General features: G+C 53.8%; 23 protein-coding genes. 9 read left to right on the top strand and 14 right to left on the bottom strand.

The features are described 5' to 3' along the window. Positions 1-11: 11 nt before the first annotated feature. The 5 genes from proA to gpt form a co-directional block, all read right to left on the bottom strand. A complete protein-coding gene (gene proA / locus I2123_RS06870; RefSeq protein ID WP_213052050.1) occupies positions 12-1265 on the bottom strand; it encodes a glutamate-5-semialdehyde dehydrogenase in 1254 nt (417 codons plus the stop codon). 9 nt (positions 1266-1274) lie between these two features. Continuing rightward, complete coding sequence (proB, locus tag I2123_RS06865) at positions 1275-2378, bottom strand: glutamate 5-kinase (RefSeq protein ID WP_213052049.1); 1104 nt, start codon at positions 2376-2378, stop codon at positions 1275-1277. Positions 2379-2529: 151 nt separating this feature from the next. Further along, positions 2530-2931 (bottom strand): sigma factor-binding protein Crl, encoded by a 402-nt coding sequence (crl, locus tag I2123_RS06860; RefSeq protein ID WP_112164758.1) that lies wholly within the window; start codon positions 2929-2931, stop codon positions 2530-2532. A gap of 63 nt (positions 2932-2994) precedes the next feature. Further along, positions 2995-4245 carry an esterase FrsA gene (gene frsA, locus I2123_RS06855; RefSeq protein ID WP_112164757.1) on the bottom strand — a complete coding sequence of 417 codons (1251 nt, stop codon included), beginning with the start codon at positions 4243-4245 and terminating at the stop codon, positions 2995-2997. A gap of 177 nt (positions 4246-4422) precedes the next feature. Then, entirely contained in the window at positions 4423-4881 is a 459-nt protein-coding gene (gene gpt / locus I2123_RS06850) for a xanthine phosphoribosyltransferase (RefSeq protein WP_013574288.1), read from the bottom strand. Positions 4882-5174: 293 nt separating this feature from the next. Here gpt and pepD point away from each other — a divergent pair, with 293 nt between their 5' ends. Continuing rightward, positions 5175-6635, top strand: a complete 1461-nt coding sequence (gene pepD / locus I2123_RS06845; protein ID WP_112164756.1) for a beta-Ala-His dipeptidase — start codon at positions 5175-5177, stop codon at positions 6633-6635. 61 nt (positions 6636-6696) lie between these two features. On the opposite strand, the gene dinB is transcribed toward pepD, so the two are convergent. Then, positions 6697-7755 carry a DNA polymerase IV gene (dinB, locus tag I2123_RS06840; protein WP_112164755.1) on the bottom strand — a complete coding sequence of 353 codons (1059 nt, stop codon included), beginning with the start codon at positions 7753-7755 and terminating at the stop codon, positions 6697-6699. A 281-nt stretch (positions 7756-8036) separates the two neighbouring features. On the opposite strand from dinB, the gene dpaA reads away from it, so the two are divergent. Continuing rightward, complete coding sequence (dpaA, locus tag I2123_RS06835) at positions 8037-8762, top strand: peptidoglycan meso-diaminopimelic acid protein amidase (RefSeq protein ID WP_112164754.1); 726 nt, start codon at positions 8037-8039, stop codon at positions 8760-8762. On the opposite strand, the gene I2123_RS06830 is transcribed toward dpaA, so the two are convergent. Beyond that, on the bottom strand, positions 8733-9500 hold the full coding sequence (locus tag I2123_RS06830; RefSeq protein WP_112164753.1) for a class II glutamine amidotransferase: 768 nt from the start codon (positions 9498-9500) through the stop codon (positions 8733-8735). The genes dpaA and I2123_RS06830 overlap by 30 nt on opposite strands. A 26-nt stretch (positions 9501-9526) precedes the next feature. Further along, a complete protein-coding gene (lpcA, locus tag I2123_RS06825) occupies positions 9527-10108 on the bottom strand; it encodes a D-sedoheptulose 7-phosphate isomerase (RefSeq protein ID WP_213052048.1) in 582 nt (193 codons plus the stop codon). 269 nt (positions 10109-10377) lie between these two features. On the opposite strand from lpcA, the gene fadE reads away from it, so the two are divergent. Beyond that, entirely contained in the window at positions 10378-12846 is a 2469-nt protein-coding gene (fadE, locus tag I2123_RS06820; protein WP_213052047.1) for an acyl-CoA dehydrogenase FadE, read from the top strand. 123 nt (positions 12847-12969) lie between these two features. Here the strand turns inward: fadE and I2123_RS06815 are convergent, their stop codons facing one another. The 3 genes from I2123_RS06815 to mtnK form a co-directional block, all read right to left on the bottom strand. Next, complete coding sequence (locus I2123_RS06815) at positions 12970-14370, bottom strand: carbohydrate porin (protein WP_244207809.1); 1401 nt, start codon at positions 14368-14370, stop codon at positions 12970-12972. A 296-nt stretch (positions 14371-14666) separates the two neighbouring features. Further along, entirely contained in the window at positions 14667-15137 is a 471-nt protein-coding gene (locus I2123_RS06810) for a YehS family protein (RefSeq protein WP_213052046.1), read from the bottom strand. A 95-nt stretch (positions 15138-15232) separates the two neighbouring features. Continuing rightward, positions 15233-16432, bottom strand: coding sequence for an S-methyl-5-thioribose kinase (gene mtnK, locus I2123_RS06805; protein ID WP_213052045.1), 1200 nt, complete (start codon positions 16430-16432; stop codon positions 15233-15235). Positions 16433-16549: 117 nt separating this feature from the next. Between mtnK and mtnA the strand changes: the two genes are divergently transcribed. From mtnA to I2123_RS06785, 4 genes are all read left to right on the top strand, one after another. After that, the gene (mtnA, locus tag I2123_RS06800; RefSeq protein WP_213052044.1) at positions 16550-17578 is read left to right on the top strand and encodes an S-methyl-5-thioribose-1-phosphate isomerase; all 1029 of its coding nucleotides are present in this window, start codon (positions 16550-16552) and stop codon (positions 17576-17578) included. A gap of 315 nt (positions 17579-17893) precedes the next feature. Beyond that, the gene (locus I2123_RS06795) at positions 17894-18565 is read left to right on the top strand and encodes a CsgG/HfaB family protein (RefSeq protein WP_112164746.1); all 672 of its coding nucleotides are present in this window, start codon (positions 17894-17896) and stop codon (positions 18563-18565) included. Between the two features lie 18 nt (positions 18566-18583). After that, complete coding sequence (locus tag I2123_RS06790; RefSeq protein WP_112164745.1) at positions 18584-18961, top strand: DUF4810 domain-containing protein; 378 nt, start codon at positions 18584-18586, stop codon at positions 18959-18961. Next, positions 18958-19617: a DUF799 domain-containing protein gene (locus I2123_RS06785; protein WP_112164744.1), complete on the top strand. Its 660-nt coding sequence runs from the start codon at positions 18958-18960 to the stop codon at positions 19615-19617. Before I2123_RS06790 ends, I2123_RS06785 begins: the two co-directional genes overlap by 4 nt. Positions 19618-19782: 165 nt before the next feature. On the opposite strand, the gene I2123_RS06780 is transcribed toward I2123_RS06785, so the two are convergent. From I2123_RS06780 to I2123_RS06770, 3 genes are read right to left on the bottom strand one after another with little or no spacing between them, the layout of a single operon-like run. Continuing rightward, positions 19783-20328 (bottom strand): 1,2-dihydroxy-3-keto-5-methylthiopentene dioxygenase, encoded by a 546-nt coding sequence (locus tag I2123_RS06780; RefSeq protein WP_213052043.1) that lies wholly within the window; start codon positions 20326-20328, stop codon positions 19783-19785. Positions 20329-20339: 11 nt separating this feature from the next. Then, positions 20340-21026 (bottom strand): acireductone synthase, encoded by a 687-nt coding sequence (gene mtnC, locus I2123_RS06775; RefSeq protein ID WP_112164742.1) that lies wholly within the window; start codon positions 21024-21026, stop codon positions 20340-20342. Next, the gene (locus tag I2123_RS06770) at positions 21023-21637 is read right to left on the bottom strand and encodes a methylthioribulose 1-phosphate dehydratase (RefSeq protein WP_112164741.1); all 615 of its coding nucleotides are present in this window, start codon (positions 21635-21637) and stop codon (positions 21023-21025) included. The genes mtnC and I2123_RS06770 overlap by 4 nt, the downstream gene beginning before the upstream one ends. A 187-nt stretch (positions 21638-21824) precedes the next feature. Between I2123_RS06770 and I2123_RS06765 the strand changes: the two genes are divergently transcribed. Then, a complete protein-coding gene (locus I2123_RS06765) occupies positions 21825-22985 on the top strand; it encodes a pyridoxal phosphate-dependent aminotransferase (RefSeq protein ID WP_112164740.1) in 1161 nt (386 codons plus the stop codon). Then, positions 22973-23746, top strand: coding sequence for an amidohydrolase (locus I2123_RS06760; RefSeq protein WP_112164739.1), 774 nt, complete (start codon positions 22973-22975; stop codon positions 23744-23746). Before I2123_RS06765 ends, I2123_RS06760 begins: the two co-directional genes overlap by 13 nt. The last annotated feature ends 12 nt before the right edge of the window (positions 23747-23758 follow it).

The raw sequence follows: 23758 nt of genomic DNA, 5'->3' as shown, positions 1-23758 counted from the left end.
GTGCAACGGCATTACGGACGCACTAAATCATCGCCGTAACCAATCCATTTGTAGGTCGTCAGGGCTTCTAATCCCATCGGGCCGCGCGCGTGCAGTTTTTGCGTGCTGACCGCCACTTCTGCGCCTAAACCGAACTGGCCGCCGTCGGTGAAGCGGGTGCTGGCGTTGACGTACACCGCCGAGGAATCAACTTCACGCACGAAGCGGTCAGCGCTGCTGATCGAACGGGTGAGGATCGCATCCGAATGCTCGGTGCCGTAGGTGCGGATATGCGCCACGGCGGCGTCCAGACCGGCGACCACGGTGACGTTCAGATCCAGCGACAGCCATTCGTCCTGATAATCCTCTTCTGTCACTGCCAGCACGTTCGCCGGGCCACTTTGCAGATGCGGCATGGCAGACTCACTGGCATGCAGCGTGACGCCAGCGCGATGCATTCTGGCGCTCAGCTCCGGCAGAAAACGCGCGGCGATCGCCTGATGCACCAGCACAGTCTCCAGGCTGTTACAGGCGCTCGGACGTTGCACTTTGGCACTTTCAATCACGGTCAGCGCTTTGTCAAAATCAACGCTCTCATCGACGAAGGTATGACACACGCCGATACCGCCGGTGATCACCGGAATAGTCGACTGTTCGCGACACAGTTTGTGCAGCGCCGCGCCACCGCGAGGGATCAGCATGTCGACGTATTTATCCAGACGCAGCAGTTCTGCCACCAGCGCGCGATCCGGGCTGTCGATGGCCTGAACGGCGGCTTTCGGCAGCCCGCACTCTTCCAGCGCCTGCTGAATGACTTTAACCGTCGCCTGATTGGTGTGATGTGTCTCTTTACCGCCGCGCAGGATCACCGCATTGCCGGTTTTCAGACACAGGCTGGCGACGTCGATGGTGACGTTCGGGCGCGCTTCATAAATCACGCCGATAACACCAAGTGGCACACGGCGGCGCTCGAGGCGCAGACCGCTGTCCTGCAATGAACCGTCAATCACCTGCCCGACCGGATCGCTCAGGCGGCAGACATCGCGCACATCGCTGGCAATCGCCGATAAACGGGCGGGCGTCAACAACAGGCGGTCTAATAAGGCTTCGCTCATGCCGCTTTCGCGTGCAGTGGACATGTCGAACTCGTTGGCAAGAATAATGCTCTGGCTGTTGGCTTCAAGCATATCGGCCATCAGCATCAGCGCACGATTTTTCTGCGCAGTGCTGAGGGTAGCAAGCTGCCAGGACGCGGCTTTCGCGGCCTTGCCCATCTCGTTAAGCATGGTAACTCCTTAACTGACAATCATGTCGTCACGATGAACGGCCACCGGGCCGTACTCGTAACCGAGAATATCGCTGATCTGCTGGGAATGGTGACCGGCAATCATGCGCATCGCATCACTGTTATAGCGGCTGACGCCGTGCGCCAGGTCGCGCCCGTTCAGATTGCGGATACGGATCACTTCCCCACGCGAGAAATCACCTTTCACTTCGCGGATGCCTTTGGGCAGCAACGAACTGCCGCGCTCAAGCATCGCCGCCACCGCACCATCATCAATGGTGATTTCACCGGCTGGCGGTGCGCCGAAGATCCAGCGCTTACGGTTCTCCAGCGGCGTCTCCATCGCATGGAAACGTGTACCGACGGACACGCCGTTAATCACATCCGCGATCACGCCCGGCAGGTTACCGGCCGCAATGATGGTATCGACACCCGCACGGCACGCGACGTCCGCCGCCTGCAATTTGGTGGCCATACCGCCGGTGCCGAGGCCGGAGACGCTGTCACCGGCGATGCCGCGCAGGGCGTCATCGATGGTCGTGATCTCACGGATAAGCTCGGCTTCGGGATTGGTGCGCGGATCGGCGGTGAACAGGCCGCGCTGATCGGTCAGCAGCAACAGTTTATCGGCACCCGCCAGGATCGCCGCCAGCGCCGATAAATTATCGTTATCACCCACTTTGATCTCAGCCGTCGCAACCGCGTCGTTCTCATTAATCACCGGAACGATGTGGTTATCGAGCAGCGCATTCATGGTGTCGCGGGCGTTCAGGAACCGCTCACGGTCTTCCAGATCGGCACGGGTCAGCAGCATCTGGCCTATGTGGATGCCATATATCGAGAACAATTGCTCCCAGAGCTGAATTAAACGGCTTTGCCCGACGGCAGCCAGCAGCTGTTTGGAAGCAATGGTGGCGGGGAGTTCGGGGTAGCCAAGATGTTCGCGCCCGGCGGCTATCGCGCCCGAGGTCACAATCACAATCCGATGCCCTGCCGCATGTTGCTGCGCGCACTGGCGGACAAGCTCAACAATGTGAGCCCGGTTGAGGCGGCGGGAACCGCCAGTGAGCACGCTGGTGCCCAGTTTTACAACCAGTGTTTGGCTGCCACTCATAGTCATCTGCCGTTTAATTAGTGTGTTTGATTGAATTGAAACGCTTTGCTTTGATGTGTTTGTATCAGGAGAGAAGCGTTATGCCAACCGGCATAACGCTATAATAGCAGCATTCATGATGGGAATGGGTAGTACGCAATGGTGCGAAAGGTCAGGCAGAAAGCTTCACCGGTTCTTCGCTGAAATCATCAGCAGGTTCCAGTTTGAGGGACATTTCTACAATCATGGCATTGAGTTTTTTGTGAAACCCTACCAACGTCGTCTCAAGCTTCTCGCGAACTTCAGCATCCTTAATGTTTTGAGCCTTCCAGTCGCCTTCTTTGTCGAACAAACCGAAGTGATACACGTAGGTAAAACGTTCGGCTTCGGCCTGTAACTCAATCCACCAGCCCCAGAACTCACGCTTCTCTGGCGCGGGCTTCACGTTGACACAGACAGCTAAGCAGTCAAAGAAAAAGCGGTCGTTCTCGCATTTCCCTTCTCTAATGTACGGCCCCAACGTACCGAAACGTTTCATTAGCCTGCTTTTAGGATGACCACTTGGTAACGTCATAGTACAACCTCCATATAAAGACGATCCTTTTTAGCAAAACGTTAAGAATAAGCAACCATTAAGTTATTGCATTCTCTTTTGCAGCCACTCGCAAATCTCATGTAATGCACGATCAAAGTGCTGATAAAGCGGCTCGCTCTGGATAGCCATCAGCTTGCCGTCAGAGGAGGAATCCGCTATCAGCTTCGCTTCGCTCTTCGGACTGAACACATCGTTCTCCCAGTATGCGGCAAGCATCGGCGTCGGCGTTCTGCGCCCCAGCAGGCCCTGCATTTTCAGAGAATAACGATTAAGTTCGGTTTTCAGCGCCGAGTCCGACGCGCTGGACATGCCGATGCGGCTGGCCAGCACGTCCATGTACATATCCGGCACCTGTTCCTGACATTTTGGGTCACTGAGCAGCGTATGCACCAGCGCACCCAACGTGGCGACAGCGCGCACGCGGCGCGGTTCGAGATATGCCAGACGCACGGCGACGTTGGCGCCAAAACGGTAACCCAGCAGGCTGACGCGCCCGGCATCCACCCATGGAACATTCGGCAACTGCTGCAACACCTGCTGATGTAGGAAGCTGGTGTCCTGGGTCAGTTTCCACTTGGCGGAAAAACCGATCGACGGCATGTCGATGGTCAGCATCGCAATGCCCATCGGCGCCAGATAAGAACGGAACAGGCGCTGATGGTCACTTTGTAACGTATCCAGACCGCCACAGACCATCACCGTCGGGAACGGCGCTTTGCCTTCATTCGGCAGATGCAGGAAACCGGTGATCGGCGCACCGCCAGGGATCGCAAAATCCAGCTCTTTGAGTTCATAAGGCGAATGCTCGGAGGATTTCTCAAACGCTTTGTTCGCCAGGGCTTCGGCCTGTTCCGCCAGCGTATCGCCTTTGAGATGCGGATAACCGGCGATACTGTAAAGGTTGGCAGCTTTCAGCCAGTATTCGCTGGCCAGATCTGCATCTGACTCTTCTGCGGCTTTCTTCTGCCAGAGCATGGCCTGATTCGACCATTCATAAATCCAGTTGCCGTTGCGATAGCCGATGACCGTATCGAGCAGCAGCGGATTGCTGTGCTCGGCTTTGCAAACCGCAATGCGCGACAGCACCTCTTCCACTTCGAGCGGATCCACGCCGCGCCACATCCACATCAGACGGTTAATGGTCCGGTACCAGCAATTCACCGTATCCCCTTCCAGCGCTGAGTGCATCGGCGGGTGAACGTTGTGATGATGAACGCGACGGACAAGCGTCGAGGTTTCCGGGTATTTGAAGGAAGGTTTGAACAGTTTTTCCGTGAGATTGACTGGCGCCATAATGCATGATCCTCCGTTAGCAAGCAGATGGTCGCCCGCAGGCCACCCTTTCATGAGGGGATTATAACGTGTTAACGGTGCGACAAGACAGGAGTGAGGTCAAGCGAAAGGGATTTCAAGTCAATGAAAGCAAAACGCCCGGCAATGAGCCAGGCGTCTTTTATAAAGCGTAGTAAATCATTTTCCCACTAAAGGAGGAACAAACACGACGCCCATATCCCACGGCTGTTCGATCCAGGTGTTCTGCGGGATGTCTATCACGTAGTCATCGACCAGCGGTGCGCCAGCTGGTTTAGCAAAGATAGTGATGAAGTGAGCTTTCGGGTACATCTCACGGATGGCTTTCGCGGTGCCGCCGGTGTCTACCAGATCATCGATTACGATAAAGCCTTCACCGTCACCTTCTGCGCGTTTCAGCACTTGCATTTCGCGCTGATTGTCATGGTCGTAGCTGGAGATGCAGACGGTGTCTACGTGACGGATACACAGTTCACGCGCCAGTAACGCTGCCGGGACCAGGCCGCCACGGCTGACTGCAATAATGCCTTTCCATTGTTCTGCCGGCAGCAGACGTTTAGCCATCGTGCGGGCGTGGATTTGCAGCATGTCCCAGGTTACAACGTATTTTTCGCTCATAAAGGTGTCCCAGCCAGTGAAAAGACGGCTTCTAAGAATGTATTCGGGGGAAAAAAGGTTGCGCGGGATTATAGAGATTCTGGCTCACAAAAACCAGCGAATATCTGGTATCAGGTGCCCAAAAACCCCGGATTTTCTCCCCACATACGCGCACAGCATCAGATTAAGTGATATTCTGTCAGGCCACTCGCCACAACGTCTGGCGGGGATTACTCAACCTTAAACCTACAGCATCTCAATCAGTTCGCCTGCACATGGAGCCTGAATGAGCTGACTGTTACAGGAGACTTATAGTGTCTGAACTGTCTCAGCTTTCGCCACAACCGTTGTGGGATATTTTTGCCAAAGTATGTTCGATTCCGCACCCTTCTTATCATGAAGAAGCGCTGGCAAAACACATCGTTGAATGGGCACAGGAAAAAGGTATCCACGCTGAGCGTGATGAAGTCGGCAATATCTTGCTGCGCAAACCGGCCACCCAGGGCATGGAAAATCGCAAAGCCGTCGCCCTGCAGGCTCACCTCGATATGGTGCCGCAGAAGAACAACGATACCGTTCATGATTTCACTAAAGATCCCATCCAGCCGTTTATCGAAGACGGTTGGGTAAAAGCACGCGGCACCACGCTGGGTGCTGATAACGGTATTGGTCTGGCCTCTGCGCTGGCGGTTCTGGCGGATGAAAGCGTCGAACACGGCCCGCTGGAAGTGCTGCTGACCATGACTGAAGAAACCGGCATGGCGGGCGCATTCGGCCTGCAACCAAACTGGTTACAGTCTGAAATCCTGATCAACACCGATTCCGAAACCGAAGGCGAAATCTACATGGGTTGCGCGGGCGGGATCGACTTCACTGCCACGCTGCCGCTGAGCCGCGAAGCCGTACCGGCCGGTTTCACCACGCTGAAACTGACCCTGAAAGGCCTGAAAGGCGGCCACTCCGGCGCAGACATTCATCTGGGTCTGGGCAACGCCAGCAAACTGCTGGCACGTTTCCTGGCCGATCACGCCGACTCTCTCGGCCTGCGACTGCTGGACTTCACCGGCGGTACGCTGCGTAACGCTATTCCGCGCGAAGCCATCGCGACGCTGGCGATTGCCTCTGACAAATCTGACGCACTGAAAGCGGCTGCACAGGAATTCCTGGCGACGATCCAGTTCGAACTGTCTGCGGTAGAGAAGAAAATCGCGCTGGTGGTTGAAGCTGAACAAAGCAACGCGAAAGCGCTGACGGCACAAACCCAGGGCAAATTCCTCGCGCTGCTTAATGCCACGCCAAACGGTGTGATCCGCATGAGCGATGACGTGAAAGGCGTGGTCGAAACCTCTCTGAACGTCGGCGTTGTCACCATGAAAGATGACGAAGTGGCGATCAACAGTCTGATCCGTTCCCTGATCGACAGCGGGAAAGAGTACGTGGTCAGCATGCTGAACTCACTGAGCGCGCTGTCTGGTGCGAAAAGTCTGGCAAAAGGCAGCTATCCGGGCTGGAAACCAGAGCCAAGCTCGCCGGTGATGACGCTGGTGCGTGAAACTTACGAAACGCTGTTCAATAAAACCCCGAACATCATGGTGATCCACGCCGGTCTGGAATGCGGTCTGTTTAAAAAACCGTACCCGGACATGGACATGGTTTCCATCGGGCCAACCATCACCGGCCCGCACTCGCCGGATGAGCAGGTTGAAATCGAAAGCGTTGAGCTGTACTGGAAACTGCTGACAGCGTTGCTGAAGGCGATTCCTCAGAAGAACTGATTTTTAAGCTCCTCCCCCTTCGCAGGGGAGGAGCTTAAGGCATCCCTACAAACGCGTGAAATTATTCCCAGGGCAACAGCAACTGCCGCTCGATCTGCGGATCCTGCAACGTCACGTGCAGTCCCACCAGCCTTACGCCCCGCCCGCCCCGTCGTTGTTCCCAGGCTTCCCGCGCGACTTTCAGTAAATCTTCTTTATTGAGCACCGGCCAGACGTGTTCCTGCGTGGTCTGCTGAAAATCATGGAATTTGAGTTTTACGCCTTGCCGCGCGATGCGAAGCGTAGGGCTGACTTTGCTCAGCCGCGTATGCAGTTCGGGATATAAGCGTTCGATCAACGCCGCACACTCTTCCCAACTGTGAATATCTTCCGCCAGTGTGCGCTCGACGCCCACTGATTTACGCAGCCGTTCAGCGGAAATTTCCCGCTCGTCGATACCCTGACAACGCTCCCACAGGACCCGTCCAAACTTGCCAAAACCTTTGAGCAACGTTGCCAGATCATAGCGTTGCACATCACCGCAGGTAATTAGCCCGTGTTCCTGCAAGCGCTGGGCGGTCACTTTACCGACGCCGGGAATTTTGCTCAGCGGTAAATCTTGTAAAAACGCATCGACTTCATCCGGCGTGATCACGAACTGGCCGTTGGGTTTATTCAGGTCAGAGGCGATTTTCGCCAAAAACTTGATGGGCGCGATACCGGCCGAGGCGGTCAGATTGATTTCATCAGATATCGCCTGACGGATTTCGGCGGCAATAAGCGTCGCCGAGCCGTTGCACTGGGTGGCGTCTGACACGTCCAGATAGGCTTCGTCGAGAGACAAGGGTTCGATAAGCGGCGTATAACGCGCAAAGATTTCACGGATGTGGTGAGAGGCTTCTTTATAGGCTTCCATTCTGCCGGGGATGACTTTCAGGTGCGGGCAGAGTTTCAAAGCCATCCCGGTGGGCATCGCGCTGTGGACGCCGAATTTGCGTGCCGGATAGTTGGCCGTGCTAATCACACCACGACGATCGCGGCTGCCGCCGATGGCGATCGGAATGTCGCGCAGGGACGGATCATCGCGCATCTCAACGGCCGCGAAAAAGCAGTCCATATCCACGTGAATGATTTTACGCATACCCCTCCCCTGATGACTGTATAAGTATACAGTGAAGAGATGCAATTTCAAACACAGAAAATGGCGATAAATTTGGGTTAATTAATCACCCATTCTGGCAAGTACACATATTTAACAATACGACATTCATTATTCATTATTTGGTGATTGCTAAAATATTAATCAGTATTAATATGGCAGCGTTTGAGACAGGCTGTACATAAGAATCAATCAGTGGCGGTCTTAAAGATGGTTTCATCTGAGAGACAAAACATCAGAATTATTATTAAGCAGGATTTAGAATGATCAGAATCGCGCTGTTCCTTGCGATGCTCCTCAGTTTGCCTTTATTTACAGCAAATTACGCCGTGGCCAGCGAACCTGTCCCGGTCAACGCTGCGCTTAAAAAGCAGTTGTTAGGCGCTCCGGTATATATCCAGATTTTCAAGCAAGAACGTAAACTCGAAATGTACGCGCAGCTCGACGGCGAATTTCGTCTGATCGGCAGCTACGGCATCTGCGACTTTTCTGGTGGTTTGGGAAATAAACGTCGTGAAGGCGATTTCAAAAGTCCGGAAGGTTTCTACAATGTGGATATTCACCACCTGAAACCAGACAGCCGCTTTTATCGCGCGATCAATATCGGTTTCCCGAACGCCTATGACATTTCCCAGGGTTACTCAGGCAAGTACCTGATGATCCACGGTAACTGTAAATCAATCGGTTGCTACGCGATGACCGACGGCTACATGGATGAAATTTTCACCTATGTCCAGGCTGCTTTCCAGTTCGGCCAGCGCAATATGCAAATCAGTATTTATCCGTTCCGTATGACTGATGCCAACATGCAGGCGCACAAAAACTCAAGCTACATTAACTTCTGGCGTCAGCTCCAGCCGGGATATGCGTACTTTGAGAAACACCATCAGGCACCCAACGTGGTGGTAACTGACGGTAAATATGAAGTGCTTCAGCCGCTGTCCAATACCCCGCTGTCCTCACAGCTGGCGTTCACCCAGGTGAAATAACGCGAACTCGCCTGGGGCAATCTTGTTCCAGGTTTCGTTTGCAGTCAGCGGTTGTGTGGCAATCACGGTGACGACATCATTGGGTGTCGTCTGCTGCTGAAAATCAATCTCTACATCCTGATCCAACAACGTGGCCTTGCCGAACGGCGCGCGGCGCGTGATCCAGTACAGATTTGTCGAACAATAGGCCATCACAAAATGCCCGTCCGACAACAGCATGTTAAACACCCCTTTCTGCCTTAACTCATCCGCCAGCGACGCAATGAAGCGAAATACCGCAGGCCAGCTCGCAGGCCGACGCGGATAACGTTCCGTCAGCTTGTGCAGCAGCCAGCAAAACGCGTATTCGCTGTCGGTCTGACCTATCGGGCGCAGCGTACCGGTGTCGAGCTGACGATAACCGCGCAGCTGACCGTTGTGCGCATAAGTCCAGTTGCGGCCCCACAGTTCGCGGGTAAACGGATGGGTATTTTCCAGCGCCACTTCGCCACGGTTTGCCTGACGAATATGGGAAATCACCGCGCAGGATTTGATCGGGTATTCCTGAACAAGGCGGGCGATGGGCGAATTAAAACTCGGCAACGGATCTTTGAAAGTACGACAGCCATTCCCCTCGTAGAAGGTAATGCCCCAACCGTCTTTATGCGGGCCTGTCCCGCCACCGCGCTGCACTAATCCACTGAAGCTAAAGCAAATATCAGTAGGAACGTTAGCGCTCATCCCGAGCAATTCGCACATCTCCCGCCTCCTTTACAACAAAGGTCTTACGCCTTCGCCATCTCTTTTTCGATCAAGAGAATTAAAATATGAATGACTTTAATATGGATTTCCTGCACACGGTCTGCAAAACCAAAGTGCGGAATGCGGATTTCCACGTCGGCAGAACCGGCCATTTTACCGCCGTCTTTACCGGTCAGGGTAATGACTTTCATGCCTTTGGCGCGGGCAGCTTCGATGGCTTTAATCACGTTGCCGGAATTACCTGAAGTCGAGATGCCGAGCAGCACGTCACCTTTCTGGCCTACCGCTTCCAGATAGCGGGAGAAAATGTATTCGTAACCGAAATCGTTGCCGACACAAGAGATGTGGCTGACGTCGGAAATCGCAATCGCCGGGTAGCCGGGGCGGTTTTCACGGTAACGGCCCGTCAGTTCTTCCGCGAAGTGCATAGCGTCGCAGTGTGATCCGCCGTTGCCGCAGGAAATCACTTTCCCGCCCGCTTTAAAGGAATCGGCCAGCAGTACTGCTGCACGTTGAATAGACTCAATATTTGCCGGATCGCTGATGAATTTATTCAGCGTTTCAGCAGCTTCGTTCAGTTCAGTACGGATAATACCCTGGTACATAGCAACCTCTTTTATGTCCATTTGCAGCCGTGTCACACGCGGCCGATAGCAATAAAACTTTCCGCTGTGCAGTGTAACGGATCGGCGGATCGCCGAGAAGCAATGAAGCGGTAATGATTCCGATAGTTTCCATTTTTGACGCTTCGTGCGGCCGGTTTGTGAGCTGTGTTGTAATTAGTATGTAAACACATTGATAAAGAAATGAGCATGGACTAAAACCATTATATCCCTACAACAGGTCAGACCTCCTACTACTCAGGAGCTTTACTATGATGGTTCTTAGCATTGTTGCATTTGTCGTTATCCTGGGCGCGCTGTTCTATCACCGCGTCAATCTTCCTATTAGCAGCCTGATTTTGCTGGCGTTTACCGCCGTGATGGGCGCAATCAACCTGTGGACGCTGTGGCTGTTGCTGCCGCTGGCGATCATTTTGTTGCCACTGAACATCCCTGCCGTACGTCGCGCATTATTCTCAGGACCGGCGCTTCGCACCTTCCGTAAGGTCATGCCCGCCATGTCCCGCACGGAAAAAGAAGCCATTGAAGCCGGTACGACGTGGTGGGAAGGCGATCTGTTTGGCGGTAAGCCAGACTGGAAAAAGTTGCAGGATTACCCGGAACAACGCCTGACCGAAGAAGAGCAGCGCTTTATCGACGGCCCGGTGGAAGAAGCCTGCCGCATGGCGAATGATTTTGAGATAACCCATGAACTGGCCGATTTGCCGCCGGAGCTGTGGGCGTATCTGAAAGAACATCGCTTCTTCGCGATGATCATTAAGAAAGAATACGGCGGTCTGGAATTCTCCGCTTACGCTCAGGCGCGCGTTTTACAGAAACTGGCAGGTGTGTCCGGCATTCTGGCGATCACCGTCGGCGTTCCGAACTCCCTCGGTCCGGGCGAACTGCTGCAACATTACGGCACTGAAGAACAAAAAGATCACTATCTGCCACGTCTGGCCGAAGGTCTGGAAATTCCGTGTTTCGCGCTGACCAGCCCTGAAGCCGGTTCTGATGCCGGTGCAATCCCCGATTTCGGTATCGTCTGTAAAGGCCAGTGGCAGGGCAAAGAAGTGCTCGGCATGCGCCTGACGTGGAACAAGCGTTACATCACGCTCGCACCGATTGCCACCGTGCTCGGTCTGGCGTTCAAACTGAAAGATCCCGATCACCTGCTCGGCAATGATACCGAACTGGGCATCACCTGTGCGCTGATCCCGACTGATACCAAAGGCGTGGAAATCGGCCATCGTCACTTCCCGCTTAACGTCCCGTTCCAGAACGGCCCGACGCGCGGTAATGACATTTTCGTGCCAATTGACTTCATCATCGGCGGCCCGAAAATGTCCGGTCAGGGCTGGCGTATGCTGGTGGAATGCTTGTCGGTTGGACGTGGCATTACGCTGCCCTCCAACTCAACCGGCAGCCTGAAATCACTGGCGCTGGCGACCGGCGCTTACGCCTATATCCGCCGTCAGTTCAAACTGCCGATCGGCAAAATGGAAGGCATCGAAGAACCGCTGGCGCGCATTGCGGGTAACGCTTATGTGATGGACGCTGCGGCGACGCTTATCACCAACGGCATCATGCTTGGCGAAAAACCGGCAGTGCTGTCGGCGATTGTGAAATACCACTGTACGCACCGTGGCCAGCGCGCCGTGATGGATGCGATGGATATCACCGGCGGGAAAGGCATTATGCTCGGTAAAAGCAACTTTGTGGCCCGAACCTATCAGGGCGCGCCAATTGCGATTACCGTCGAAGGTGCCAATATTCTCACCCGCAGCATGATTATCTTCGGTCAGGGCGCGATCCGTTGCCATCCTTACGTTCTGCGCGAAATGGCGGCGGCAGAGAAAAACGATCTGGTTGATTTTGACCGCGCACTGTTCGGACATCTCGGCCACGTCGGCGGAAACACCATGCGCAGTTTCTGGCTCGGCCTGACCCGTGGCCGCACCAGTGATACGCCGGTGAATGACGCGACCGCCCGCTACTATCAACACATCAACCGTCTGAGTGCCAACCTGGCGCTGCTGGCTGACGTGTCGATGGGCGTGCTCGGCGGCAGCCTGAAACGTCGTGAACGTATTTCGGCGCGCCTCGGCGATATCCTCAGCCAGATGTATCTGGCGACCGCCACGCTGAAACGTTTTGATGAAGAAGGTTGTCACGAAGCCGATTTACCGCTGGTTCACTGGGGCGTGCAGGATTGTCTGCATCAGGCAGAAGTGGCGATTGACGACTTGCTGCGTAACTTCCCGAACCGCTTTATCGCAGGCTTGATGCGTCTGGTGGTGTTCCCGCTGGGCGGCACGCACGCGGCACCGTCCGACCGTCTGGACCATGAGCTGGCGCGTATTCTGCAGGTACCGTCTGCGACCCGCAGCCGCATAGGTCGCGGTCAGTATCTGACGCCAAGCGAGCACAACCCGGTCGGTTTGCTGGAGCAGGCGCTGGAAGATATTCTGGCTGCCGAACCGGTGCATAAACGCCTGTGTGACGCGATGGGTAAAAAGTTGCCGTTCACCCGTCTGGATATTCTTGCGCAGAAAGGGCTGGATGCCGGTCATCTGAGCGCCGACGATGCGCGAATTCTCAGCCGCGCGGAAGAGAGCCGTCTGCGTTCTATCAACGTTGATGAATTCGAACCTCACGAACTGGCCGCACACCAGCCGAAGCAAAAGGAAGCCAGCGTAAAAAAGGATGAAGCGAAACCGCGTCATACCGAAGCCGCGTAATCCAAAAGATTAACGGATCAAAAAAGCCTGAGTGTTTACGCACTCAGGCTTTTTTTTCAACATTTCGCCGGATTACCCTAAATAAATCGGGTTGCAGGGGGCACCACGAAATCTGACGGGCAATCAGAAGAAGTATTTAAAGCGGACACGCCCGCCATACCTTTGATCGCTGTCGTTATCGTTGCTGTAATGTTTATCCGCTTCCAGCATTGACACATACGCGCCCAGATAGACGTTGAAGTTTTGCATGTTCATCACGTTCGGGATCAGGTAACTCGCGTGGATCGTATGAATATCGTAGCTACCCGGTTCACTGAACCAGTCATCGCCGGCGTTATCGTTATCCATCGGGCGCAGGCCGTTAGCATTAAATTCTTCTATGCGGTTATGCGCGAAGATGTAACCCAGTTCGAAGTTCTTCCACAGCGCGTTGGTGCCGACGGTAAAGTCTTTCTCGTCAGAAGCATCCATGTACGCCGTACTCAGGTTCGCCACAATGCCGTCCTGCGGATCGGCTTTCTGACCGTTCCACGTCATCGTCATACCGTAACCGTTACGTTTGGACTGATCGATGGTTTCACCCTGATCGTTCTTATAGCCGTAAGCATTATTGACGACGTTGGTTTCCATTGCCGCCGCGATGGAGAACGCATCCCCTTTCCAGGCAATGATCGGACGCAGATACGCGACGTTTTTATCCTGTTCGAGTTTGTTGCCGTGGTAGTTTTGATCGGCAAACAGCGAGGTGCCATTTTCCATCAACGTGTTCAGTTCGAAATACCAGTTGCCGATATTTTTGTTCAGCAAAATATTACCGCCGCTGTCACTACGTCCGCGCCCTTCTTTCATCATGTACACATAGCCGTAGCCATCAGCGTACAAATCGTTGGCGGTATTACCGGAGTATTCAATGAAGGTATCCTGATTCAGCGGGAACATATCGTACGCTTCGAAGCGGCCGATTTTCGCCATCCAGTTTTTCTCTTCACCGAAGAAGAATGCCGCATCATCGACATTGGTCGAACCGTTGAGATCCGCAGTCGGCTGCACCGAGAAACCGGAGAATTGCCCGTTGTCATTACGGCGGTAACCATCAAGACCAATCAACAAACGGCCATTAACATCCCAGCGTTCATTGCTGCCCGCCCATTTATTCCCGTCACCGCTTTTAGCCGATATTAATTGACCGGTACGGCTTGCGCCGTCTACGTTAAATTCCACGTCGCCATACAATTTCAAATTATCGAAGCCATTTAACGTTAATGGTTTGCTGGTCGAGATACCGTCAGATTTCACTTCCACCGGCGTGGCTTCTTTCACACTGGCAATTTCCTGCTCGCGTTGTACATCTTGTTTTTTCAACTGTTGGATCTGTTTCTCTGCCGTATCTGCCCGCGCTTCCGCCTGCTGAAGACGCTGCTCGAGCACTGCCATACGGGCTTCCAGGCTGGAGGACGAACCCGCAGCCAGCACGGAACCCGACACAGCAAGACCAATCAACAAGGCAATTGGCTTAATTTTCATCATATATTGATGTCCTTTTCTTATACCCAGATTAACGATCAGCATTGAATTAAATTCAGCTGTATTATTTTATAGAAATAAGAGCCAGAGGCGTTTTGGCGAGAAATGAAGATAATAGCCAGAGGAATCAACTGTCAAAAAACAAACCGGGGAAACGTGAAGTAAAACTGTTATAACGAAATTTCGCACTTACAAAACCAATAAACGTAACACGGGGCGCCTTTATTCAAGGCGCCCCGTAAATAGATTATTTAGATAAATACGATTTAATTATTTATCGGCTGAATCATCAATACTCAGCTTTTTTTAGGACGGACTTTCGCAGTCAGGCCTTTGAGGAAATAGCGCAGAACCTGATCGCCGCACGGACGGTAGTTCTTGTGGCCTTCTTTGCGGAAGAACGCGCTCAGTTCACCTTCGGAGACTTTGAAATCTGCCGCATTAAGCACGGCGATCAAATCTTCGGTTTTCAGCTCAAATGCCACACGCAGCTTTTTCAGCATGATGTTATTGGTCAGACGTTTTTCCACTTCCGGCGCCGGGAAGCGATCGTCTTTGCCACGTTTGAAAGTAATCAGGCCATTCAGGAAATTTGCCATCACTTCGTCAGGCACTTCCATATAACCTTCTTCATCTTCTTTTTTCAGATAACGGGACATCACGTCAGGACTGACCGGCGTGCCCGTTGTCTTGAGGATCTCAATCAGTTGACCTTCGCTCATATCCAGCATGTAGCGGACGCTGCGTAAGACATGGTTGTGCATCATAATTCTGTATTCCTGTTAAAAGTAAACCGAGGAAATGCCACCGGGTTTACCCCTACGCACCTCGAAGGCGTGCATTATACAAGAAACTCACAGGATTAGCTGAACTGACGGATGCGTGCGATGAGAGACTCCACGTCGTCAATTTGTGATGCCGTAATCATTAACTTTTGACCCAGGCTCAGGGCATGACGCTGGCAATCGGCACGCATCGCGTCGTCTTTGATGGCATCGAGATCGGCAACGTGCGCCAGCCCGATAGTGCGGCGAATCAGCTCCGCACCACAGTAGCCAACCGTATCGCGCCAAACCTCTTGCAGGAAAATCTCCGCGTAGCCCGGTTCCGCCAGTGCCGGATCCTGTGACTTTTCGCGCGCCAGTTGCAGAAAACGTTCGCTGAAACTCAGCCACAGCTCGCGCACATCTTTCAGACGTTGCTCACGACCGTCCGCCGCCTCGCGCACGCCCACCAGCCCCGGCAGACCGCAATAGTTCAGCAGAAGGTTACCGATAGCAGAGCCGGGATCAAATCCGATCGGTCCGTAATAGCCGAACTCGGCATCGATCGCTTTCAGTTTCCCTTCGGCGACAAAAATCGAGCCGCTGTGAATATCGCCGTGCAGCAGTGCTTCGGCTTTACTCAGGAAACGATGTTTCAGTGAAGCCACCGCCAGACGCAGCGGTTTATCTTCACGCAGCGCAGTCACTTCCGGCAGCAACACCGGATCAACGTTATTGCGCTCGTGATCGACATAGGGATCGGTGAAGAACAGATCTTCAGTGATCTGGCACAGTTCAGGGTTGGTGAACCGCGAAACCTCGGCTTTCTTGGTCTGCGCGTTCTGATAAAAATCGGAAGTGTGGAACAGCGTCTGCGCCAGATATTCCCCCAGCTGGCTGGCGGCCTGCGGGAAATATTTCCCCTGCACCAGCTCGCTGCGCCAGATCTGATGATCCGATAAATCTTCCTGCACCATCACCGCCAGTTCCGCATCGTGATGCAAAACGGTAACGGTATGCTGCGGGCAATATTTTCCGTGAATAATCAGGGTTTCGGCTTCGATTCGGGCACGGTCTAAGGTCAGCGGCCAGGATTCACCCACGCAGCGTACATAAGGCAACGCCTGTTTAACGATCACCCGGCTTTTCCCCGCCGTATCGCGGATCTTGAACACCAGATTCAGGTTTCCGTCACCGATTTCATCGGCGGTCACCAGGGATTGCGGATCCGCCACGCCACCAAACTGGCGGGCATATTCAACGGCATCTGCGGCGGTAAACGTGTAGTAGCGCGACATCCTGACCTCTCGAATTCTTTTTTCAGCCTTAAAAGCGTTTAGACGTCTATACATCTATAAAACATGTTGGCAGAATAAGTAATCAGATGCAACCGGGCAACAAGGATTTAACCAACCATGCAAAGCCTCACAACCACCAGTTTACGTATTCGTGAAAACCAGCTGTGGATCCTCGATCAGCAGGCCCTGCCGCAGCGTTCTGACTGGCGCGAATGTCGCGACGTCAGTGAGCTGGTGGATCACATTCGCAGCCTGCGCGTCCGGGGCGCGCCGCTGATTGGCTTATCCGCCAGCCTGCTTCTGGCACTGCTGGCCGAAAATGGTATGCCGCAGGATGCGCTGCATCATTCACTGGACAGGCTTCGCGCTTCGCGCCCGACCGCGGTGAACCTGATGAATAATCTCGACCGGATGAAAATCGCTTTGCAGCGACCTGATTTCGTTACCGCGCTGGTGGAAGAAGCGTTGCGCCTGGTTGATGAGGATCGCACATTGTGCGAAAGCATTGCGATGCACGGCGCAACACTGGTCACGCCCGGCAGCCGCTTACTGACCCACTGCAACACTGGCGGACTGGCGACCGCAGGCGTCGGCACCGCGATTGGCGTGATCCGTCGCGCGCACGAACAGGGTCATGTGCAGCAGGTTTGGGTGGATGAAACCCGCCCGCTGTTACAGGGCGGACGTCTCACCGCCTGGGAACTTGGCGAGCTGGGTATTCCTTATCAGCTGATTTGTGACTCAATGGCAGCAAGCCTGATGGCACAAAAACAGGTCGATGCTATCTGGGTCGGCGCTGACCGCATCGCCGCCAACGGTGACGTGGCGAATAAAATCGGCACTTACAGTCTGGCGGTTCTGGCAAAATATCACGGCATTCCGTTCTACGTCGCCGCGCCACATACCACGCACGATCCGCACTGCCCGGACGGTGCCGCCATTCCCATTGAACAGCGCGATGCCCGCGAAGTCACCGGCGTTTCCGGCAGCTTTGGTTCCGTTCAGTGGGCACCGGTGGATGCGCAGGTGTACAACCCGGCGTTTGATGTGACACCGGCGGAATTGATCAGCGGATGGGTGCTGGATATCGGCGTGGTAACGCCGGAGCAGGTGAAAGAAGGCATTTTCCACCAGACGCTGATCTAAACAATTTTCATCCAATATAACGGCACCTGGAGGGTGCTGTTTTTTTATGCAATAGATAAAAAACAGTACAAATGTAAGGAAACCGAAAGGGGTTATCTGTTAATATTATTCTTAGCCATTTTATTTTTATTGCCTGCCATCGCTGAGGCTATTTCAGCACGTGCATCCAACAGAAATTGGCTATTCGTTTATTGTGTCTGCCTTTAAGTGAAATACCTGTACGTAAAAAAACACAAAATTTTAGTTAAGTTATTTATTAATTAACGGACGTTTATCTTTCGTTGAATATATATAAAATGGACAAGGAAAAGTAACATGATGAAATCAGTTTTGGTTCTGTCGGCATTGATTACCGCAGGCACATTAACCGGCTGTGCCACAGAATCTTCGCGTACTCTGGAAGTCCAGAAAGTCGCTTCTTATAACACGCAATATAACGGCCCACGCAGCCCGATTTCAGTCGGTAAATTTGATAACCGTTCCAGCTACATGAGCGGGATTTTCTCCGACGGTGTTGATCGTCTGGGGAATCAGTCTAAAACCATTCTGGTTACCGATCTGCAACAGACCGGCCGCTTCAATGTGTTAGACCGTACCAACATGGCCGAAATTAAAGAAGAAGCCGGTATTAAAGGCCAGGCTCAGACCCTGAAAGGCGCAAACTACGTGATCACCGGTGACGTCACCGAGTTTGGTCGTAAAGAAGTGGGCGACAACCAGCTGTGGGGCATCCTTGGTCGCGGTAAGCAACAAATTGCCTATGCAAAAGTCAGCCTGAACGTGGTGAATGTTCAGACCTCAGAAGTGGTTTATTCCTCTCAGGGCGCAGGCGAATACTCCCTGTCCAACCGCGAAATTATCGGCTTCGGCGGTACTGCAAGCTATGACTCGACGTTAAACGGCAAAGTGCTGGATTTAGCGATTCGTGAAGCGGTGAATAATCTGGTTAACGGTATCGAAAGCGGTGCATGGCGCCCGACTCATTAATAATACGGATGTTATAAAATGACCTTAAGCAAAACCCAAAGTACGCTGGTAAAAGGCGGACTTATTACCCTGCTGTTATTATTAGCGGGCTGTTCTACAAAGGCGGATAAATCGCTCTATAACTGGGACAATTATCAAACAACGGTATACCAGTACTATCAGGGCGATAAAGTTGGCCCTGAGGAGCAAATCGCCTCACTGAAAGAATCGATTGAGAAATCCCGTGCGACGAATAAAGCGGTTCCACCGGGCCTGCACGCCCAGCTGGGATTACTTTATGCCAACACCGGCCATACTGATTTAGCATTCCAGGAATTCAATACTGAAAAAAGCCTGTTCCCGGAATCAGCAACTTACATGGACTTTTTGCTGAAGAATAAAGGGAAAACTAAATGAAGCGTTTATTCGTATTATTGACAGTCGCCTTCACGCTGGTGCTGACCGGCTGCGCAAAGAAACCGGGATATGATTACACCGCGTTTAAAGAGAGCAAGCCGAAATCGATTCTGGTACTGCCGCCGGTAAACCATTCACCGGACATCAACGCCAGCCACAGTATGCTTTCCACCGTAACCACGCCGCTGGCGGAAGACGGCTACTATGTTTTCCCGGTTGCCGTGGTGGAAGAAACCTTCAAGCAGAACGGCATGACGTCGGCGGAAGATATCCGTTCAGTCAGCGCGGCGAAGTTACGTGAGATCTTCGGTGCGGACGCTGCGCTGTACATTGATATCACCAGCTATGGCAGCACCTATATGGTGGTTTCCAGCGAAACGCGCGTGACGGCGAATGCCAAACTGGTCGATTTGCGTAATGGCAAAGTGTTATGGACCGGCAACGCCACAGCCTCGGACAATGAAAACAGCAACAACAACGGCGGCATCATCGGAATGTTGGTGCAGGCGGCAGTGAAGCAAATCTCCAGCACGATGTCCGATAAAGGTCATGATATTGCCGGGCTCACCAGCTATCGCCTGCTGAGTGCAACGCAGACTGACAGCCTGCTGTATGGCCCACGTTCGCCAGAATATGGCAAAACAGTCACGCGCTAAGCACGCTCCGGTGTTGCTGGCAGTCTGGACAGCGCAGTACGCAAAACAGCCTGTTCAGCTACCAGACTACTTATCTGACCGGCACAAAAAAACCACCTTCGGGTGGTTTTTTTGTGCCGCTAATTCAACCTTAAAATGTTTAAAGCCTTTCAAATGGCAAAAACATCACTCTCCCAACCGCGGGTATGCATCGGCGATTTTATCGCCCGTAAAGTGCGCCACCCACCCTTCCTGATTATCAAATACGCGTATCGCTGTGAACGACGGAGAGCCGCCCATATCAAACCAGTGGCGGGTATTGGCAGGAACGGAAATCAGGTCGTTCTTCTCACACAGGATCTGGTAAATCTTGCCGTTGAGATGCAGGCAAAACAGCCCGGCACCTTCGACGAAGAAACGCACTTCGTCTTCGCCGTGGGTATGCTCGGAGAGGAATTTGGTGCGCAGTACTTCACGCTGTTCGTTGTCAGGGCGCATGCTGATAACGTCCCAGCTCTGGTAACCCTTTTCTGCCACCAGCTTGTCGATTTCATGCTGATAGGCGGCGATCACGTCCTGCGGCTGCGGGTTTTCGCCTAAATCACGATCGGCCTGCCAGCGCTCGAAACGCACGTCAATTTTGTTCAGTTCGGTGGCAATTGCGTCACCGTCGCGGCTTTCCCAGGCGGGGGCCGAAGGATCCTGGTCACTAAAAATCGTCAATGCACTCATGGTCAACCCTCTTATAAGAATGTTTCTAAGGCTATCTGATCAAAACGATTAACTTGCAGGTGATCGCTGACATCATCGGCATCGTCGCGGATCAGCTGACAGGTGTGCCAGCCCGCTAAACGCGCGGCGTCGAGTTCCTGACGGATGTCAGATAAAAACAGTAAATCCTGTGGCGGTAAAATCAGTTGCTCGGCGATGTTCTGATACGATTCAGTCTCGCGCTTGGCGCCCACGCGGGTATCGAAATAACCGCTAAACAGCGGCGTTAAATCGCCCGCGTCGCTATGACCGAACAGCAGTTTTTGCGCATCCACCGAACCGGAAGAATAGACGCAGAGCTTCAGGCCATCTTCATGCCACGCCTGCAACTGCGGCGCGACGTCCTCATACAGATGTCCGCGAAAATCTCCGTTTTCATAGCCGGTACGCCAGATGATGCCCTGCAACACTTTCAGCGACGTCGATTTCACGTCGTTATCCATATAAGTGAAAAGCTGCTCGATCAGCGCTTCGATACTGGCCTGCGGCCTGTCGATTTCGGCACGCAGGGCATCGAGTGCGGCTGCGACGTCAGGTTGTTCGTGCTCATGACGCAGGAATTCGGCCAGACGCTGACGTGCATAAGGAAATAACACCTGATGCACGAAACGAATGTCAGTGGTAGTGCCTTCAATATCAGTGACGATGGCGCGGATCATTTTGCCTCCAGCAGACGACGTTGCAGTTCACACTGGAACAGGAATTCCAGCCCTTCCAGATGGCGACGCGCCTCGGCTACATCTTTGCCCCAGCAGGTCAACCCGTGGCCACGCAGCAGAAAACCATACTGCAATGGCGCGTGCTCTGTTGAAGCCATAATTTTATCAGCCAGCGCGGGAATTTCCTGGCTGTTGTCAAAAATAGGAATAAGCACCCGATCCAAATGCGTCGTCTGGCCGCTGAGGGATTTCTGCATCTCGTAGCCCTCCAGCACCAGCGTACCGCTGCGTTCCACGCGCGACAGTACCGTCGAATTCACCGAATGGGTATGCAGCACCGCGCCGATTTGCGGGTCAAGGGAATAGAGCATGGTATGCAGACCGGTTTCCGCCGAAGGACGACGCCCCTCCGGCGCCCGCCCGCTTGCCAGTTCGACCCGCAGGAAATCCTCTGCGGTCAGCGAACCTTTGTCTTTGCCCGATTCGGTGATAAGGCAATGTTCTTCGCCCGAACGCACCGACATATTGCCGCCGGTCGCCGGGCTCCAGCCCTTCTGACCAATCCAGTGACAGGCCGCCAGCAGCGCGCCCAGTTGCAAATTTTCTGTCATCGTATTCCTGAAAAACCGTGCGTTGATGGGCTGATTTCGAGGTGAAAATCGCGATATATAAATATTTGATATGTTCTAGACTGAATTGGCATTTAGCCATCTAAGCGTCTTGATTGCCAAATATTAACATCGTGTTATATTGTGAGCAACATCGCTATCTGCACCGGTCCAGGAGTATTGACCCGCCATGAGCACAGCCGCACTGATCCCCCAAAGCAAACTTCCCGCATTAGGCACCACGATTTTTACTCAGATGAGTGCTCTGGCGCAGAAACATAACGCCATTAATCTCTCGCAGGGTTTTCCTGATTTCGACGGCCCGGAGTATCTGCGCGAGCGTCTGGCTTACCACGTCAGTCAGGGATCGAACCAGTACGCGCCGATGACCGGTACTGCACCGCTACGTGAAGCCATTGCCGCGAAAACCGAAAAGATTTACGGCTTCGCGCCCGACGCCAATACCGACATCACCATCACTGCCGGTGCGACGGAATCCCTGTACATCGCGATTACCGCGCTGGTGTCGAAAGGTGACGAAGTGATTGCCTTCGACCCGAGCTATGACTGCTACGCCCCTGCGGTGGAACTGGCAGGCGGCGTGATGAAGCGCATCCAGCTCCAGCCGCCGGAATTCAAAGTGAACTGGGCGGAATTCGCCGATCAGGTCACCGACCGCACCAAACTGGTGATCATCAATACCCCACACAATCCATCGGCGACCGTCTGGCAAGACAGCGACGTCGAGCAACTCTGGCAGGTCATTGCCGATCGCCACATTTTTGTCCTCAGCGACGAAGTGTACGAGCACATCTGCTTCGCACCAGAAGGTCACGCCAGCGTGCTGCGCCATCCGCAGCTGCGTCAGCGCGCCATTGCGGTTTCGTCGTTTGGTAAGACTTATCACATGACCGGCTGGCGTGTCGGGTATTGCATCGCACCGGCGGTCATCAGCGCCGAACTGCGCAAAGTGCATCAGTATCTGACGTTTTCGATCACCACCCCGGTTCAGCTGGCGCTGGCAGATATGCTGCGTGAAGCGCCGGAGCACTGGCAGGAATTACCGGCATTTTATCAGGCCAAACGCGACCGTCTGGCGCAGGGGCTGGCGAACAGCCGCCTGAAAGTGTTGCCGAGCCAGGGAACCTATTTCCTTCTGGTCGATTACAGCGATGTATCCAGTCTTGACGATGTTGCATTCTGCCACTGGCTGACTGAACATGTGGGCGTGGCGGCCATTCCGATGTCGGTATTCTGCGCCGCACCTTTCCCACATAAACTGATCCGGCTGTGCTTTGCCAAACAGGAAGCCACGCTGGACGCGGCTTCGGAGCGCCTGTGTCAACTTTAAAACTGTCCGTACTGCAACAGCCGCTGGTGTGGCTGGACGGCGAGGCTAACCTTGCCCATTTCGACAGCCTGCTCGGTGCGCTGACCGGTCGGGATCTGATAGTCCTGCCGGAAATGTTCACCACCGGCTTTGCCATGCAGGCACCGGGCAGCGCGCTGCCGCAGTCTCGCGTGGTGCAGTGGCTGCAACAGTGGGCGCAAAAACTCAATGCAATGATTGGCGGCAGCGTGGCGCTGAGCACCACCGACGGCGCCGTGAACCGTTTCCTGCTGGTTGAACCGCAGGGCAACGTCCATTTTTATGATAAGCGCCACCTGTTCCGCATGGCCGGTGAGCACAATTATTATGTTCCCGGTAAACGCCGTGAAATCGTCGAATGGCGCGGCTGGCGGATCCTGCCGCAGGTCTGCTACGACCTGCGTTTCCCGGTCGCGTCGCGCAATAAACAGGATTACGATCTGGCGCTCTACGTCGCCAACTGGCCTGCCCGACGCAGCCATCACTGGCAGACACTGCTCACCGCCCGCGCCATAGAAAATCAGGCCTACGTGGCCGGATGTAACCGCGTCGGCGATGACGACAACGGCCATCATTACAGTGGCGACAGCCTGATTATCAATCCGCAGGGTGAAGAGCTGGCGCGCGCAGAGCCGGGTTCAGCGATGATCATTCAGGCCGAACTGTCGCTGGAAGCGTTGCAGGATTATCGCGAGTCCTTCCCCGCATGGCGCGATGCCGATACGTTTTTACTGCACGATTAATCCGTCCGCACC

Origin of the sequence: Rahnella inusitata (genome assembly GCF_018288855.1) — a bacterium.
Classification (GTDB): domain Bacteria; phylum Pseudomonadota; class Gammaproteobacteria; order Enterobacterales; family Enterobacteriaceae; genus Rahnella; species Rahnella inusitata.
The sequence above is the reverse complement of the archived record's forward strand: the minus strand, read 5'-3'. Positions and strand labels throughout refer to the sequence as shown.

What these genes read in the sequence shown, in the direction of transcription:
- proA (WP_213052050.1), bottom strand. Translation starts at nt 1,265, where the DNA reads ATGCTTAACGAGATGGGCAAGGCCGCGAAAGCCGCGTCCTGGCAGCTT.
- proB (WP_213052049.1), bottom strand. Translation starts at nt 2,378, where the DNA reads ATGAGTGGCAGCCAAACACTGGTTGTAAAACTGGGCACCAGCGTGCTC.
- crl (WP_112164758.1), bottom strand. Translation starts at nt 2,931, where the DNA reads ATGACGTTACCAAGTGGTCATCCTAAAAGCAGGCTAATGAAACGTTTC.
- frsA (WP_112164757.1), bottom strand. Translation starts at nt 4,245, where the DNA reads ATGGCGCCAGTCAATCTCACGGAAAAACTGTTCAAACCTTCCTTCAAA.
- gpt (WP_013574288.1), bottom strand. Translation starts at nt 4,881, where the DNA reads ATGAGCGAAAAATACGTTGTAACCTGGGACATGCTGCAAATCCACGCC.
- dinB (WP_112164755.1), bottom strand. Translation starts at nt 7,755, where the DNA reads ATGCGTAAAATCATTCACGTGGATATGGACTGCTTTTTCGCGGCCGTT.
- dpaA (WP_112164754.1), top strand. Translation starts at nt 8,037, where the DNA reads ATGATCAGAATCGCGCTGTTCCTTGCGATGCTCCTCAGTTTGCCTTTA.
- I2123_RS06830 (WP_112164753.1), bottom strand. Translation starts at nt 9,500, where the DNA reads ATGTGCGAATTGCTCGGGATGAGCGCTAACGTTCCTACTGATATTTGC.
- lpcA (WP_213052048.1), bottom strand. Translation starts at nt 10,108, where the DNA reads ATGTACCAGGGTATTATCCGTACTGAACTGAACGAAGCTGCTGAAACG.
- fadE (WP_213052047.1), top strand. Translation starts at nt 10,378, where the DNA reads ATGATGGTTCTTAGCATTGTTGCATTTGTCGTTATCCTGGGCGCGCTG.
- I2123_RS06815 (WP_244207809.1), bottom strand. Translation starts at nt 14,370, where the DNA reads ATGAAAATTAAGCCAATTGCCTTGTTGATTGGTCTTGCTGTGTCGGGT.
- I2123_RS06810 (WP_213052046.1), bottom strand. Translation starts at nt 15,137, where the DNA reads ATGATGCACAACCATGTCTTACGCAGCGTCCGCTACATGCTGGATATG.
- mtnK (WP_213052045.1), bottom strand. Translation starts at nt 16,432, where the DNA reads ATGTCGCGCTACTACACGTTTACCGCCGCAGATGCCGTTGAATATGCC.
- mtnA (WP_213052044.1), top strand. Translation starts at nt 16,550, where the DNA reads ATGCAAAGCCTCACAACCACCAGTTTACGTATTCGTGAAAACCAGCTG.
- I2123_RS06795 (WP_112164746.1), top strand. Translation starts at nt 17,894, where the DNA reads ATGATGAAATCAGTTTTGGTTCTGTCGGCATTGATTACCGCAGGCACA.
- I2123_RS06790 (WP_112164745.1), top strand. Translation starts at nt 18,584, where the DNA reads ATGACCTTAAGCAAAACCCAAAGTACGCTGGTAAAAGGCGGACTTATT.
- I2123_RS06785 (WP_112164744.1), top strand. Translation starts at nt 18,958, where the DNA reads ATGAAGCGTTTATTCGTATTATTGACAGTCGCCTTCACGCTGGTGCTG.
- I2123_RS06780 (WP_213052043.1), bottom strand. Translation starts at nt 20,328, where the DNA reads ATGAGTGCATTGACGATTTTTAGTGACCAGGATCCTTCGGCCCCCGCC.
- mtnC (WP_112164742.1), bottom strand. Translation starts at nt 21,026, where the DNA reads ATGATCCGCGCCATCGTCACTGATATTGAAGGCACTACCACTGACATT.
- I2123_RS06770 (WP_112164741.1), bottom strand. Translation starts at nt 21,637, where the DNA reads ATGACAGAAAATTTGCAACTGGGCGCGCTGCTGGCGGCCTGTCACTGG.
- I2123_RS06765 (WP_112164740.1), top strand. Translation starts at nt 21,825, where the DNA reads ATGAGCACAGCCGCACTGATCCCCCAAAGCAAACTTCCCGCATTAGGC.